Raw genomic sequence first — 14,503 nt, forward strand, 5'->3', positions numbered from 1 at the left:
TTATTCGGTTCTCGCAATGGGCCCCAGCACGCCTATCTCCAGTGGGCACCGGAGACCTGCGCCTCGTGACCCCGCCCGCCCGCGTCCGCGTCATCGACCTGGAGACCGCCGGGGCCGGCCCCTACGACGTCTGCGAGATCGGCTGGCAGGACCTCGAGCAGGGCCCGGACGGCGCCTGGCGGCTCAGCGACGAACGGGGCGCCCTCTTCGTCAATCCCGGCCGGCCCATCTCGCCCGAGACGATGGCCATCCACCATATCCGTGACGCCGACGTCGCCGCCGCGCCCTACTGGAAGCTCGTCGCGCCCGAGGTCCTGCGCCCGCCCGGCGGGGTCCTGGCCCTCGCCGCGCACCGGGCGGCGTTCGAGCAGCGGTATTGCCGGCCGACGCTGACCGGCGAGGTCGACTGGATCTGCACCTGGAAGTGCGCGCTCAGGCTGTGGCCGCAGCTGCCGAGCTTCTCCAACCAGATGCTGCGCTACCAGCGCATGCCCGAGGGCCTTGTCCACGAAACCGGCCTGCCCGCCCACCGCGCCCTGCCGGACGCCTACGTCACCGCCCATCACCTGCGCGACATGCTGAACGAGACGTCCCTCGAGCAGCTCGTCGCCTGGAGCCGCGAGCCCGGGCTCCTGCCGCGTGTGCCCAGCGGTCCGCATCGCGGCGCGTCCTGGCCGGAGCTGCCGACCGAAACGCTCCGAACCTTGGCGAGGGACCGCGACGCCGACGTCCGCTTCAGCGCCGAGTGCGAACTGTGCCGCCGGGACGAGCTGGGCCCGGGCCGAAGTGCGCCGCCCACCCAGCCCAAACTCCTGTGATTGATGCTAACATCGCCAGGACGCCTGGAACGGGAGCGGATCAGATGACCAAGCACCGCATCTACACCACCAGCTTCGCCAGCGTGTATCCGCACTACGTCGCCAAGGCGGAGAAGAAGGGGCGGACCAAGGCCGAGGTCGACGAGATCATCCGCTGGCTGACCGGCTTCAGCCAGGCGCAGCTCGAGGCGCATCTGGCGAGCAAGACGGATTTCGAGACCTTCTTCGCCCAGGCCCCCGAGCTGAACCCGGCCCGCGCCGAGATCAAGGGCGTGATCTGCGGCGTGCGCGTGGAAGAGATCGCCGATCCGCTGATGCGGGAGATCCGCTACCTCGACAAGCTCATCGACGAACTCGCCAAGGGCAAGACGATGGAGAAGATCCTCCGCCGCCAGCCGGCGCCCGCCGCCGAGGGGGCGCGATAGCAAATCCGCCCCGCCGCGCCCTCACCTATGCTACACCCCCTCTCATGACCGACCGCCCCGACGCCCCCGACGAGTCGCCCATGCAGCGGGCGCTGCGCCTGAAGAAGGCGGCGCAGGAGGCCCGGCCCAAGGCCCCGGGGGCCAAGGTCAAGCGCGAGCAGGCGGGCATGCCGACCGGCGCCTCCAAGCCCTGGCTGAAGCGCTAGTGGCGGGCCTGAAGGACAAGCGCGGCTTCATCGACAAGGAGCGGCTGGACCTCTCCGAGCGCAAGGCCGTCGAATACTGGATGAAGCGCTGGGGCGTGACGCGCGAGCAGATCACCGCCGCCCACCGCAAGGTCGGCCGCCTGACCAAGGACATCGCCGCCGAGCTCGGCAAGCGCCGCTGAGGCCTCGCGGCCCGCGCGACTGCAGGGAGAACGGCCCGCCGCGCCGAAGCCCGCCGGGCCGCCCCTCTCCTACTCCAGGTAGGCCGCCTTCAGCCTGGCGACCTCGGCCGGGCCGACGCCCAGCTCCTTCTCCAGATAGGCGGCCATGCCGCCGCGGCGGTCGATCTCGGCGAACACCGCTTCGAGGTATTCGCCCTCGACCCCCTGGAACACCTTGACCACCTCCGGCTGCAGGCTGGCGAACATCCTGAACTCCGGCGACGCGTCGGCCGCGCGGCTGAGGTCCATCCGGTAGTAGCGGTTCGACAGCTCGTAGTCGGCGATCACCGTCTCGCGCGGCACGCCGAGCGCGGTGAGCACCAGGGCGGTGGCGACGCCCGTCCGGTCCTTGCCCGCCGAGCAGTGGTAGAGCACCGGGCCCTCGGCCTTCAGCAGAGACTGGAACAGGTCCCGGAACTGTTCGCGGTGGCTCTCCAGCACCTGGGGGTAGAAGGCCTTGAAGGTCTCCCGGGCTTCGGCCTCGTCGATGCCGCCGGCGAAGGCTTGCGCGAAGCCGCTGAAATCCATCTTGTAGTCGGCGGCGTGGATCGCCGGCTTGGCCTCGCCGGGCCAGTTGGTGGGCGCGCTCTCGCGCTCCGAGTTGGAGCGCAGGTCGTGGACGTTGCGGATGCCCAACGCCTGGACCACCTCGGCGTGGGAGGGGCTGAGCCCGGCAAGCTCGGCCGAGCGGTAGATTAGGCCCCAGCGCACGCGCCTGCCGTCGGCGGTGCGATAGCCGCCCACGTCGCGGAAGTTCTGCACCGCCTCCAGCGGCACAAGCCGCTCGGCGACCCGCACGTCGGCGCCGTCCGGCCCGCGCAGCAGCACGAACAGGCGCCGCTGCTCGGGCGCCGCCAGCGCGTGGCGCCCGTCCTTGTCGTCGTCTGAGACCAGCGTCATCGCCGAGACCGGCGCGTCCGGGCGGTCGGCGACGAAGACGTCCACCGGCTCGCCGGCCGCGGCCGTCCAGGTCACTTGCAGCTGGCCGCCCGAGCGCTCGACGGCGGCGTCCGAGACGGCCGCGCCGGCCCCGGTGGCGAAGAAGCAGGCGGCGACGGCGCCGGCCAGCAGGTGTGTCGTTCGCATGATCTGTCGTCCCTGGTTCAGAAGGAGAGGCGCAGGCCGGCCATCCAGCGGCGGCCGATCTGCTCGACCTCGGTCGGATGGCGCTCGTCGCCTTCGAAGGCGACGAAGGTCTCGTCGGTGAGGTTGTTGGCGTCGAAGAACACCGAGACGCGGTCGTTCACCGCGTAGCGGAGCGACAGGTCCAGGCTCTCGTAGGCCTTGCGGTACTGGTCGCCGTAGCCGACCAGGCTCAGGGTATCGACCCAGTCGTCCCGCCACTGGTAGCTCAGCCGCGCCGAGAGGCCGTGCTTCTCGTAGTAGACCGAGGCGTTGACGATGGTGTTGGAGGTGCCGGGGAACGGCGCCTTGCGCCCGTCCGGCGTGGTGAACTCGCCGTCGAGGAAGGCCAGGTTGCCCTGCACCCCGAACCCGTCGAACGGCGCCGGCAGGAAGACGAACTGCTGCACATAGGCCAGCTCGAGCCCGTACAGCTTGCCGGAGTCGCCGTTCAGGGTGGAGTTGTAGCGGTAGCCGCTGCGGTCGATCCCAGCCGAGTCATAGCGGTCGTCGCCGACCACCGCGGTGGTGTTGAACAGCACATTGTCCACGTGGCGGTAGAAGGCCCCGATGGAGGCCAGGCCCGCGCCGGGCAGGTAGCGCTCCAGCGAGGCGTCGGCGCCCCAGGTCAGCTCCGGCTCCAGCATCGGGTTGCCGCCCGAGACCACGCCGTCGAGATCGCTCACCGAGGCGCCGGTCCGCACCGTGCCGAACGAGGGCCGCGAGATGGCCCGCTGCCCCGCCAGCCGCAGCACCAGGTCGTCGGTGAGGTCGAACTTGACGTTCACGCTCGGGAAGAACTCGACGTCGTCGTTCTCCACCGTCAGCGGCGTGACGGTCGTCCCCGCGGTCACGAAGCCGGCGATGGTCTGGTCCAGCCGCTCGACCCGCAGGCCGGCCACGACCTGCGCCGGGCCGACCTCGAACTTGGCCATGCCGTAGCCGGCCAGCACCTTCTCCTCGATCGAATAGACGTCGGACGGCGCGGTGTTCAGGGCCGGATCGTAGAGGCCGCGGGCCTGCAGGGCCGCCAGGCCCGCGCGCACGTCGGCGGTCATCCGCTCGTTGTCGACGTAGTTGACGTCGAAGCCCCGCGGGAAGCCGCTGTTCCACGGCTCGGAGGTCACATAGTCGCCGGGCCGGAAGCTCAGCCCCACCGCCGGGAACAGGGCGAAGATCGCCACCGGCGGTGCGACGCCGGAGAGCACCGCCCCGTCGATCCGCCGGTCGTCGTATTGGACGCCGAAGCCGAGCTCGACCTCCCGGTCGGCGATGACCGAGAACCGCGAGGCGTCGGCCTTCCAGGTCCAGCTTTCCGACGAGACGGCCGAGGTCAGCGGCAGGACGAGGTTCTGGTTGAAGCCCGACTGGTCCACGGCCGTCAGCGGCGCGCCGCGCACGAAGCTGCCGGCCGTAGCGCCCGGCGCGGTCCGGTAGAGGCTGATCCGCGGGAAGTTGGGGTCGGACAGGTCGTAGCTGAGCGAGGGGCGCAGGGCGACCGAGGAGGAGCTGTACTGCTGCAGCACCAGCGGCAGGTCGGTGGTGTTCTCCGTCTCGGTGCGGTTGATGCGCCAGCTCGCATCCCAGCCGCCCACCTCGTGGTCGCCGCCGATCGTGTGGATCAGGTTCCAGTTGCGGTATTCGCCGTAGTTGAAGCTGCCGCGCACCGGCACGCCCACCAGGTCGCCGGCGGTGGCGCCGCGCACGCCCGAGGCCGCAGAGCCGATCTGGAAGACGTACTGGTTGCGCTGCTCGTCGTCGTTGAACTCGGTGTAGAGGCTCTTGGCGAACAGGCTGTGGCCGTCGGCGGGCCGGAACTCCACCCCCAGCAGCGCGGCGTTGTTCTCCCGCGTCACCAGGTAGTTGCGCACGTCGAAGGCGGTCGGCAGGCCGGCCGCGTCGTAGTCGAACTCGCGGTTGTCGGTGGTCTGCTCGCGCAGATAGTGCGAGGCGGCCGCGACGATGCCGAACCGCTCGCCGGACCAGGACAGCCGCGCCGAGTACTGCTCCTGCTTTCCGCCGCCCAGGTCCATCTCGCCCAGGCCCGCCTCGACCGTCGCGTTGAAGCCGCGGCGCTCGAAGGGCGAGAAGGTCTTGAGGTTCACCCGGGCCACCACCGCTTCGGCGGAGAGGTCGGGGGTGAGCGACTTGTTGACCTCCAGCGCGCTGAGGATCACCGCCGGCACGGCGTCGAAACGGAAGGCGCGCTGGCCGCCGGCCTCGTCCACGCCGATCGCGGTGATGCCGTCGATGGAGACGCTGGTCCAGCGGTTGGGTGCGCCGCGCACCTGCAGGTACCGCTCCTGACCCTGGTCGCGCTGGACCGCCACGGCCGGGATCCGCGCCAGCGCCGCGGCCGAGTTCTGGTCGGGGAACTGGCCGATGGTGTCGGCCGCCACGATGTTCACCAGGTTGTCGGCCTCGCGCTGCTGCAGCAGGGCCGCGCTCTGGCTGCCGACGATGACGCCGGTGACGACGATCTCCTCGACATCGCCCTCCTGGGCCTGGGCCGCGCCGGCCGCCAGGGCCGCGCCCGCCGCCCCCATCAGCAGCGCCCGGCGGGCGGAGCGAACGTCAAACCGGATCATGTGAACCCCCTCGTTGTTGCGGGGGGCTCCTAGTGTTCGAACATGTGTACGGCGCAACAAATCCAAGACAGATTCATGAAACGCCCTTGGCCTGCCGAACTTGTCTGCTTGTCATCGGAGGTTCGTCGAACGATTGTACGGCCCGCCTCATCCGTAGGGGGATCCGCCTAGGGTGACAGGGATGAAGGATGACGCAGGCCCGGCCGAGGCCCAGGAACGCCTGCTGCAGGCCGCACTGGATCTGCTGCACGAGGACGGCCCCTCGGGCGTCAGCGCCCGCGCCGTCGGCGACCGGGCCGGAGTGAGCGCCTCGTCCGTCAACTACCACTTCGGCGGCCGCGATGGCCTGCTGGCGCGGGCTTTCGGCCACGCCGGCGCCGAGGCGCAGCGCTGGCGCGCCGCCGCCCTGGCCGCCGCGCCGCCCTCCGCGCCGGCGCAGACCCTGGCCGCCTGGACGGCGTCCCTGGTCCAGGACCTGTGCTCGCGCCGCGACCTGCTGCTGGTCTCGCGCGAGTTCCGCCAGCTCGCGGCCCGCACGCCCGGCCTCGCCGCCCTCGCCCGCGAGGACCAGGTCCAGGCCGACGCCTTCTGGCGCGAGATCGTCCAGCGCTGCGGCCTGCCGGCGGCGCTCGCAGGGCCGGTCGCCGATTTCGCCGCCGGCGCCACCCTCACCCACGGGCGCGGGGCGGACTGGCGGCTCGAGCTGCCGTGGCTGCTGCAGAGCTGCGAGCGGCTGGCGGCGCGCCTGCGGGGCGCACGCGCCGGGCTGCCCGGCTGGGACGGCTGGCGCGCCCTGGCCGAACGGCAGGCCGCCGCTGCGATCGGACCCTGGACCGCTCCGGCGTCCGAGGCGGCGATCCGGATGCTCGACGCCGGCATCGGCATCGTGGGGGCGCAGGGCGTCGAAGGCCTCACCCACCGGGCGGTGGCGCGCGCCGCCGGCGCCTCTCTGGCCAATGTGACCCACCATTTCCCGACCCGTTCGGCCCTGGTCCATGCGGCCTTCCGTCGGCTGCACAGCCGGCTTGTCGCCGCAGGATCCGACGCCGGCCGCGCCGGCCCCTCGGAGCTTTCCATCGCCGCCGTGGCCGACGGCCTGGCCGGGGTCGTCGTCGACGCCCACGGCGGCCTGCGCCCGGAGCCCATCGCCCTTGAGGAACTGATCATGTCGGCCGGCCGCGACCCGGCGATCCGCGACGTGGCCATGCAGCTGCGCGCCGGCCGGGGCGAAGGCTCGGTGGCGACGCTGCAGAGCCTGCGACCGAGGGGCGACCCGCCGGACCGCCTCGACGCCCACCTCCTCTCCACGGTCCTGATGGGCGCCATCCGCGGCGTCTACGGCGTCGATCCCCGCGAGCGCCGGGCCTGGCTGACCCGCCGGGCGATGGCCGACGTCGACGCGTTGTTCGGCTAGGGCTGAGGCGGGCCGCTCACCAGAGCTTCCACCACTGGTCGGCCTCGACCGAGGCGTCGTCGGGCCGGACCTCCAGGTCGCCCCAGGAGAAGACCATGAACATGGTGTGGCTGCGGATCTTGGCGGTGCCGGAGAAGCGTGCGCCCAGGGCGATGGGCCGGCCGGTCGCCGCCTCGTAGGCGAAGGCCGAGAACTCCGCCACGCCCGTGCGGTCGCGGCGCGAATAGGCCGACAGCTCGGGCACGGTCACGGTCGAGAAGTTGCTGGAGACCGGCACCGTCAGGCGCGGGATGCCGACCACCCGCTGGGTCTTGTCGATGGACAGCGCCCCCAGCCGCACCTCCACGACCACGTCGGCGTCGGCCCGGCTCGTGGCGATCGGGTTGCCCTGGGCGAGCAGGGCCTCGCGCACCGCGCTGGCGGCGTAGTCCGAGCCCTCGCCGCGGAAGGCCGAGGCGTCGAGGTAGACCCGCGCCTTGCTCGGCAGGGCCATGGAGAATTCGGCCGCCGCCCGCTCCACCGCCCGCGAGACCAGCAGCTGCTCGGTCGCCGTGCGGTTCGGGTGGGTCTCGGTGGCGGTCGCGCAGGCCGCCAGGCCGAGGCACAGCGGCCCCGCCGCGGCGAGGAGGTTTCTCGTCAGATGTCGCATGGGTCGTCCGGCCAGGAAGAACGGCCCGCGTGGTTACCCGAAGGTTACTCCTGGCGCGATGATGGAGAGATTAGGCCCGCGGCGTCCACGCTAGGCCGCCCGCCTGGCCTCCGCCTCGCCGGCGCCGGCCGCCTCGGCCATCTGCTGCACGCAGCCGTACCAGCCCATCCCCTTGTAGGTCTCGTAGCCGGGGGTGAGCGCATAACCCACCGTGCGGCCGTTCTCGGTGTAGCAGCCCATCGGCCCGGCCGAGACGTCCAGCGCCACCTTCTCGGTCAGCACCCCCTTGCCGTCGGAGGCGGCCAGCACCCGGTGGGAGGCGTCGAGGATCAGCACCCGCGAGCGGGCCCGCTCGCCCTCGGTCAGCCGCACGCCGTCGACCACCGCCTGGGCCTGGGGCCGCCAGTCGAAGTGGATGCCGAGCACGCCCAGGATGTCGCCCCGGGCCTCTCCGCCCGCCCGGATGGCGGTGGCGTAGGTGGCCACCGCCGCCCCGTTCAGCGCCGGCTCCTCCATGATGTCGCAGGCGGCGAAGTCCATGCCCGAGGCGGTGCGCATCGCCTGCCTGAACCAGGGCGCGTTCGCCGCCGAGGCGCGCGCCGCGCCCGGATAGCGCTCGGGCCGGCCGCTCGCCACCACCCGCCCCTCGGCGTCGCAGATCCACAGGTCCAGGTAGACGGTGTAGGCGTCCAGGATCACCCCCAGCCGCCGGGTGGCATAGCGCGCCCGCTCCGGCGACGGCTCGGCCAGGCACTCGACCACCGCCGGGTCGGTCGCCCACCAGCGCACGTCGCAGGTCCGTTCATAGAGGTTGCGGTCGATGATCTCGATGGCGTTGAGCGCCAGGTCGGTCAGCCGCTGCCCGCGCAGATGCTCCAGGATGCCGCCGCCGACGCTGGTCAGTTCGGCGAGGTCCGCGGCCACCTCGCTCTCCATGGAGGCGGCGACCGCGTCGATGTCGTCGGAGATCTTCTTGAATTCCTGGGCCACCACGGCGAAGCCCTTGCCGGCCTCGCCCGCCCGCGCGGCCACGATCATGGCGTTGACCGATAGCATCTTGGCCATGCGGTTGACCGCGGCGATCTCGCCGATCCGCAGGCCCGCGACGTCGCTCAGGCGCTTGGAGAGCTCCAGTATCCGCTCGGGACGCAGGTCGTTCTCGCGCTGCTCCACCGCCCTCTCCCCGAATCTGCTGGTTGTATTTTGATCCAGCGAAACACGGAAAAGTAACGATAAGATTTAACCTTAAGTGTTCATAATATAGGCAGACGCGATCATTTCTGCACACTTGCTCGGCAGGTGGCGCGGGGACCGGATTGCTGCGGTGTCGGCGGGCGGCGGCGCAGGGCCGCGCACCCGCCGTCGTCCGCCTACTTCTTCAGCATCGCCTGGATTTCGGCCTGGGTGGCGTTGATCACCGCCGCCCCGTCCTGCACCGCCAGGGCGGAGGTGTCGACGGCGAAGGTCTCGGCGCCCATCTTGATCGTCGCCGTGGCCTTGCCCGAGGCGTCGGGCTTCACCTCGGCGACCTCGCCGATGACCGCGCCGGTCTTGTCCTTCACCGACTGGCCGGCCGCGACTTCGGCCTCGGCCTGAGCGGACGCTCCACCGGATGCGGCGGCCGGCGCGGCGGCGTCGGACGGGGCCGCGGCAGGCGCAGTCTGGGCGAGGGCGGCGGCGGGCGCAGCCATGGCGAAGGCGGCCAGCAGGGGCAGGAACGAACGCATTGGATAGTCCTTTCGGGCTTCGCCCCCCGGCCGGGCGCCACCTGTAAGCCTTAATGCGACCCCCGCGGGGCGCCGGCTGGGCCGAAATCGGGCCTGGGGCCAGGAATGGGCGCGGGTGACAGGTAGGCCTCCGGCCAACCAGTCACCAAAGGGCGGCCGGTGACTGGTTGCCCACAGGGCTACCTGTCACCTTCCTAGAACCCCGCTCATTCCCGCGAAGGCGGGGGCCCACGTTGGGTCGGCGCCGCGCCTCGATTCGGAACAGCGGCTGGCGCACCTGGATCGGCCCCGCCGCATGCAGCGCCCGCAGCCGGTCGCGGGCCGCCGCGATCAAGAACCCGGGGTAAACGAACGGGACGTTCTTCAGGTACCAGGCCAGCGCGCCGACGTCGGCGAAGGTCATGACCTCGGCGCCCGCCTCGGCCTCGTCCACCGCCATGCCGGCGTCCTCCAGCTGCCGGACGGCGAATTCGAGGGTCCAGGCGACCGGGTCCTCGGGCGGCTCTTGCCCGAACAGCCGGTAGAGATCGTCCGACGCGCCGGAGGCCACCTGCTGCGACAGGAACCGGCCGCCCGGCGCCAGCACCCGGCGCACCTCGCGCGGGAGGTAGGCCTCGTGGCGGGCGGTGATCAGGTGGAAGCTCGCCGCCTCGAACGGCAGCGCGCCGCCCGCGCCGCCCTCCGCCTGCTCCACATTGGGCGCCGCCGGCTCGACGGCGAAGACCTGAACGCCCAGCGGCTCCAGCTGGCGGCGCGCCACCTCCACGTTCGGGGGCCACCCCTCCACCGCGACGGTGCGCGCGGGCCGGTGCGCCAGGCCGGCCAGCCACTCCCCGCCGCCGGTGCCGATATCGAGCAGGTCGGGGGACCGCGCGGCGGCGCGGGCCGCCTGCTCGCTGAAGTCCCACGGGCGTTCGGACGTGATGCGTCCGTCGTAGTCGAGGCTCCATCCGGTGAGCGGCCGCCGCTCCGCCTCCGCGATCAGCGCATCGAAGTGCTCGGCCGCCATGAACGCCCCCAATGATCGACCGCAGGGTGACAGGTAGGCCTTCGGCCAACCAGTCACCAACGCCCGCCGGTGACGGGTCGCCCGGAGGGCTACCTGTCACCTTTCGAGGCTACGCCGCTACTCCGTCCAGCGCTTGGGATACTCCAGCTGCATCGCCACCACGTCGGCCGTGCGCGGTCCGTAGCGGTCGGCGATGGCCTCCAGGGTGGCGTCCAGGGCCTCGGCCGGGCGGCGGCCCCACATCGCCGGCGGCAGGCGCTCGCCGGTCCAGCCGGCGCTGGCGCGGTCCGGCAGGATGCGAAGGCCGCTGCGGCTGACGACCGGCCCCGTCCCTTCGGCCAGGGTCACGGCGCGCGAGCGGAAGGTGCGCGACCAGGAGTCGGCCGCCAGCGCCAGGGCCACCTCGTCCACTCCAGGGGCGATCTCCATGCCCAGCGTCTCCTGGCGCCAGAACGCCGCCCGGTTGCCGATCACCGTCAGGGCGAAGGGGCGGTTGAAGCGGAAGGCGCCGCTGTCGTGCCGTGCATCCCACGCCGGCACGCCGAGCTCGCGGGCGACCTCCTCGGCCTTCGCCCGCCCGGCGATGGCCTCGATCAGCGTCAGGGTCATCGGCATGGAGGCGGTGATGCCGGTGGTCGTCGCCACGCCGCGGTCGACGACGTAGCGCCGGTCGGCGACGTAGCGGATCTCCGGCCGCGCCTTCAGCATCGGCCGCAGCGACCACCAGTGGGTCGTCGCCCGCCGCCCGTCCAGCAGCCCGGTCTCGGCCACCACCGTCGCGCCGACGCAGACCCCGACGATGGTCGCGCCCCTGGCCGCCTGGCTGCGGATGAAGTCCAGCACCTTGGGATCGTCGTCCGGCATCATCGCCGGGACGATCACATAGTCGGCGCCGTCCGGATGCCGGGCCTCGAACTCGGCGATGGTCGCGTCCGCCTCGACCCGCAGCGCGGGATAGAGGTTCACCGGCCCCGCTTCCGTCGACAGCGCCATCACGTCGGCCACGTCGGCCCGCCGCAGGATGCCGTACGGCATCAGGTAGTCGGTGACCTCGGTGTGGTCGTTGACTCCGACGATGGCGACCAGCGGCCGGGCCCGTTTCGGCGGCTTCAGGGCCGCCAGCGCCGCCGCCGTCTCCTCGGCGGGGATCGCCGCCGGCTGAGCGCTCGCCGGCGCCGGCGGCAGCGAGGCGCACCAGGCCAGGCCGCCGCCGGCCGACAGCGCCAGCACCCCAAGTCCCAGCCACACTCCGAGCCGCTTCCGCATCTCGCCGCTCCGCTTTGCAAGTTTCGGAAGAACGGGGTAACTCAGGGCCAGTCTGTCCGAAACGACGTATATCGGGCGTTTCCTGCCATGCCTCGCGCGGTCGCGGTCGTCATCTTCCCGGGCTTCCAGCTGATGGACGCCGCCGGCCCGGTGGCCGCCTTCGAGATCGCCGAGCGGTTCGCGCCGGGGAGCTACGAGCTGGCCCTGCTGGCGCCCGGCGGCGGCCAGGTGGCCAGCTCCTCGGGCCTGACCCTGCTCGCCCGGCCGCTCGCGGACGGCCCCTTCGACACCATCGTGGTCTCCGGCGGCGAGGCCGACCGGTCGCTGCCGGCGGCGGGAGAGATCGTCGGCTGGCTGCAGCGCACGCCCGCCCGGCGTGTCGCCAGCGTCTGCTCCGGCGCCTTCCTGCTCGCCGAGGCCGGGCTGCTGGACGGCCGGCGCGCCACCACCCACTGGGCCAGCGGCGACGACTTCTCCCGCCGCTATCCGAAGGTGAAGCTGGACGCCGAGCGGATCTTCATCCGCGACGGCGATGTCTGGACCTCGGCCGGCATCTCCGCCGGCGTCGACCTGGCGCTGGCGCTGATCGAGGACGACCTGGGCGCCGAGGCGGCCCGCCGAACCGCCCAGCAGCTGGTCGTCCACCACCGCCGCCCAGGCGGCCAGTCGCAGTTCTCGGCCCTGGTGGAGCTGGGCGGCCGCACCGGCCGCTTCGAGCCGCTGATCGCCTGGATGCGCGAGCGCCTGTCCGAGCCGCTGACCGTCGAGCGACTGGCCGACCGCGCCGCCATGAGCCCGCGCAACTTCGCCCGGGCCTTCGTCGCCGAGACCGGGACCACGCCGGCCAAGGCGGTCGAGCGCCTGCGCCTGGAGGTCGCCCGCGCCGCCGTCGAGGCCAGCCACGCCCCGCTGGAGCGGATCGCCGAGAGCGCCGGCTTCGGCGATCCCGGCCGGATGCGACGGGCCTTCCTGCGCGCCTTCGGCCAGCCGCCCCAGGCCCTGCGGCGCGCCGCCCGGGCCCATTCACCACGCCTGCCAGGAACGCCTTAACCGCGCATCCGCGAGCCTTGCCCCTGATGTGAGGTTCCGATGCGGCAAGGCCGGCTCGTCCCCTTCCCGACCCTCCGAGAGCGGCCGCGCAAGACCGCCGCCCTGCAGCGCCGCTTCGCCCGCGCCCTCAGGACCCGACGCCCCTCCCCGCGGCTCGTGAAGGCCTTGCAGCTCCTCTACGCGCTCGCCTGCATCCTCGTCGTCGTCATCTCCCTCGCCACCATCGCCGGCCTGCCGTGAGGCCTCCGGACGGCCTCCAAGTTAACCCCTGGCAGCCTCCTTCCCGCCACGTGGGCGGGGTCTTCAGGGGCCGCAGCCAGAGGAGATGCGCATGACCCAAGTCCACTACGGCGTGGTGAAGCAGGGCGCAGCCTGGACCATCGTCGGCAAGAACCTGCGCGTCGGCCGCTACACCAGCCGCCGCAGCGCCGTGCGCGCCGCCAAGCGCCTGGCCGGCAAGTCCGCCGGCCTGCCGGTGCAACTGCACGTCCAGGACTCATCCGGGGAGTTGCTGCCGCCCGTCCAGATCGTCCCGCAGTCCTAGGCCCGGGCGGCCGGCGGCCGGGGGCGCCGGCCCTTAGGCAGGGACGGGCTCGGCGCCGCCGGCATAGGCCCGCGACAGTTGCCGGTAGTATTTCGAGTTGAACGCCAGGGTCGTGGCGATCACCCCGACCACGCCGGCCAGCGTGAACACCAGGGCGATGCCCCGCTCCGGCCCGCGGCCGAACCAGTCGCCGATAGCCTCGGCGCCTGCGCCGTCGGTCATGAACGGGATGAAGACGAACTGGGCGATCGGCCCGATCAGGAAGGCGGTCAGCGGCGAGGCCGCCTGCTCCACCGCCTGGGCGAAGCCGAACACGCGGCCCTGGCGCTCCAGCGGCACGACCTTCTGCAGGGTCGTGTGCTCGGCCGCCTCCGCATAGGGCCCCAGCAGCATCCAGATGAAGCAGCCGGCGGTCAGCAGCACGATGGACGACTGGATCGTGAACACGCAGCAGACGCCCCAGGCGATCAGGTTGACGATCATCAGGGTGCGCAGCGGGTTCTTCCCCAGGCCTGTCCTGGCGATGATGATCCCGCTCAGGATGAAGGCGATGGAGATGAAGCCCCAGAGCAGCCCCCAGGTCTGCACCGCCACCAGCGACAGGCCGTAGGCGTCCATCAGCGCCATGAAGATGCCGCCCAGGAAGTTGTTGAAGGCGGCGAACAGGATCAGCGCGAAGAGGCCCGGCACCGCCGCCACCACGGCGATGGTCCCGGCGATGTCGATCCGCCGGGGCAGGTGCGGGCCATCGCCATGGCTCTCGGCCCGCGGCTCGTCCACCCGCACCGGCGCCAGGTGCGCGAAGGCCACCGCCGTGAAGGCCAGGGCGAAGGCCAGCGTCGCGGTCATCCCGCCCCAGGCCACCAGGAAGCCGCTGATCACCGAGGTGGTCAGGAAGCCGATCCCGGTCACCATCCCCACCAGCCCGTTGGCCCGGTCGCGCCGCTCCTCCGGCACCAGGATGGTCACCAGCGTCGGCAGGGCGATGCTGCGGATGTTGCCGGCGATCACCGCCAGCATGGCCACCCCGATGAACAGCCACAGGAAGACGCCCGAGACGTCCGCCATCGCCCCCTCCGGCGCCGCCATCAGGATCGCCAGCGACGCCGCGTAGAGCGCAAAGGAGACGAGGCTGGAGCCCAGCATCACCCGCTTCTTGCGGTGATGGTCCACCAGGGACCCGAACCAGATGGCGAAGCCGGCGGTCAGCACCAGGTAGACGCCGGCGATCATCCCGGTGGCGAACACCGACCGGGTCTCCAGATAGACCCAGAAGGTCAGCGCGAACCACACCGTGTAGTTGGTGATGTTGGCGACGAGGTTGTTGGCCAGCAGATGGTGGAACGGACTCATTCTCTGCGCGCCTCAACGCGCAGCCTCGGGCCGCGCCGCCGACGGGGGGTCTCACCGCCGCCGTAGACCTAGGGCCCGGGCCGTTTTCCGCAAGGGCCGGCCGGCGACTTA

General features: G+C 72.0%; 16 protein-coding genes. 8 read left to right on the forward strand and 8 right to left on the reverse strand.

The annotated features are described in order from the left end of the window. The first annotated feature begins 65 nt into the window (after nucleotides 1-65). From ACFSC0_RS00250 to ACFSC0_RS00265, 4 genes are read left to right on the forward strand one after another with little or no spacing between them, the layout of a single operon-like run. Nucleotides 66-818 (forward strand): exonuclease domain-containing protein, encoded by a 753-nt coding sequence (locus ACFSC0_RS00250; RefSeq protein WP_377281356.1) that lies wholly within the window; start codon nucleotides 66-68, stop codon nucleotides 816-818. Between the two features lie 44 nt (nucleotides 819-862). Next, nucleotides 863-1,243 carry a DUF2200 domain-containing protein gene (locus tag ACFSC0_RS00255; protein WP_377281355.1) on the forward strand — a complete coding sequence of 127 codons (381 nt, stop codon included), beginning with the start codon at nucleotides 863-865 and terminating at the stop codon, nucleotides 1,241-1,243. A gap of 44 nt (nucleotides 1,244-1,287) precedes the next feature. Then, nucleotides 1,288-1,449, forward strand: a complete 162-nt coding sequence (locus tag ACFSC0_RS00260) for a hypothetical protein (RefSeq protein WP_377281354.1) — start codon at nucleotides 1,288-1,290, stop codon at nucleotides 1,447-1,449. Beyond that, nucleotides 1,449-1,631: a DUF3606 domain-containing protein gene (locus ACFSC0_RS00265; RefSeq protein ID WP_377281353.1), complete on the forward strand. Its 183-nt coding sequence runs from the start codon at nucleotides 1,449-1,451 to the stop codon at nucleotides 1,629-1,631. The genes ACFSC0_RS00260 and ACFSC0_RS00265 overlap by 1 nt, the downstream gene beginning before the upstream one ends. Nucleotides 1,632-1,700: 69 nt before the next feature. Here the strand turns inward: ACFSC0_RS00265 and ACFSC0_RS00270 are convergent, their stop codons facing one another. Then, complete coding sequence (locus ACFSC0_RS00270; protein WP_377281352.1) at nucleotides 1,701-2,756, reverse strand: tyrosine-protein phosphatase; 1,056 nt, start codon at nucleotides 2,754-2,756, stop codon at nucleotides 1,701-1,703. A 17-nt stretch (nucleotides 2,757-2,773) separates the two neighbouring features. Continuing rightward, entirely contained in the window at nucleotides 2,774-5,380 is a 2,607-nt protein-coding gene (locus ACFSC0_RS00275) for a TonB-dependent receptor (protein ID WP_377281351.1), read from the reverse strand. A 181-nt stretch (nucleotides 5,381-5,561) separates the two neighbouring features. Between ACFSC0_RS00275 and ACFSC0_RS00280 the strand changes: the two genes are divergently transcribed. After that, the gene (locus ACFSC0_RS00280; protein ID WP_377281350.1) at nucleotides 5,562-6,794 is read left to right on the forward strand and encodes a TetR/AcrR family transcriptional regulator; all 1,233 of its coding nucleotides are present in this window, start codon (nucleotides 5,562-5,564) and stop codon (nucleotides 6,792-6,794) included. A gap of 16 nt (nucleotides 6,795-6,810) precedes the next feature. Here the strand turns inward: ACFSC0_RS00280 and ACFSC0_RS00285 are convergent, their stop codons facing one another. From ACFSC0_RS00285 to ACFSC0_RS00305, 5 genes are all read right to left on the reverse strand, one after another. Continuing rightward, nucleotides 6,811-7,443: a DUF6655 family protein gene (locus ACFSC0_RS00285; protein WP_377281349.1), complete on the reverse strand. Its 633-nt coding sequence runs from the start codon at nucleotides 7,441-7,443 to the stop codon at nucleotides 6,811-6,813. Between the two features lie 90 nt (nucleotides 7,444-7,533). Next, nucleotides 7,534-8,616, reverse strand: coding sequence for a methyl-accepting chemotaxis protein (locus ACFSC0_RS00290; protein WP_377281348.1), 1,083 nt, complete (start codon nucleotides 8,614-8,616; stop codon nucleotides 7,534-7,536). Between the two features lie 197 nt (nucleotides 8,617-8,813). Then, complete coding sequence (locus ACFSC0_RS00295) at nucleotides 8,814-9,170, reverse strand: hypothetical protein (protein ID WP_377281347.1); 357 nt, start codon at nucleotides 9,168-9,170, stop codon at nucleotides 8,814-8,816. 142 nt (nucleotides 9,171-9,312) lie between these two features. Further along, nucleotides 9,313-10,179 (reverse strand): class I SAM-dependent methyltransferase, encoded by an 867-nt coding sequence (locus ACFSC0_RS00300; RefSeq protein WP_377281346.1) that lies wholly within the window; start codon nucleotides 10,177-10,179, stop codon nucleotides 9,313-9,315. 117 nt (nucleotides 10,180-10,296) lie between these two features. Then, a complete protein-coding gene (locus ACFSC0_RS00305) occupies nucleotides 10,297-11,445 on the reverse strand; it encodes a DJ-1/PfpI family protein (protein WP_377281345.1) in 1,149 nt (382 codons plus the stop codon). Between the two features lie 87 nt (nucleotides 11,446-11,532). Between ACFSC0_RS00305 and ACFSC0_RS00310 the strand changes: the two genes are divergently transcribed. From ACFSC0_RS00310 to ACFSC0_RS00320, 3 genes are all read left to right on the forward strand, one after another. Further along, nucleotides 11,533-12,495, forward strand: coding sequence for a GlxA family transcriptional regulator (locus tag ACFSC0_RS00310; protein WP_377281344.1), 963 nt, complete (start codon nucleotides 11,533-11,535; stop codon nucleotides 12,493-12,495). Between the two features lie 39 nt (nucleotides 12,496-12,534). Next, nucleotides 12,535-12,735, forward strand: a complete 201-nt coding sequence (locus ACFSC0_RS00315; RefSeq protein ID WP_377281343.1) for a hypothetical protein — start codon at nucleotides 12,535-12,537, stop codon at nucleotides 12,733-12,735. Between the two features lie 91 nt (nucleotides 12,736-12,826). After that, entirely contained in the window at nucleotides 12,827-13,039 is a 213-nt protein-coding gene (locus ACFSC0_RS00320) for a hypothetical protein (protein WP_377281342.1), read from the forward strand. Between the two features lie 33 nt (nucleotides 13,040-13,072). Here the strand turns inward: ACFSC0_RS00320 and ACFSC0_RS00325 are convergent, their stop codons facing one another. Continuing rightward, on the reverse strand, nucleotides 13,073-14,392 hold the full coding sequence (locus tag ACFSC0_RS00325; protein WP_377281341.1) for an MFS transporter: 1,320 nt from the start codon (nucleotides 14,390-14,392) through the stop codon (nucleotides 13,073-13,075). Nucleotides 14,393-14,503 lie beyond the last annotated feature (111 nt).

The sequence above is a fragment of the Phenylobacterium terrae genome (assembly GCF_042681205.1).
Classification (GTDB): domain Bacteria; phylum Pseudomonadota; class Alphaproteobacteria; order Caulobacterales; family Caulobacteraceae; genus Phenylobacterium; species Phenylobacterium terrae.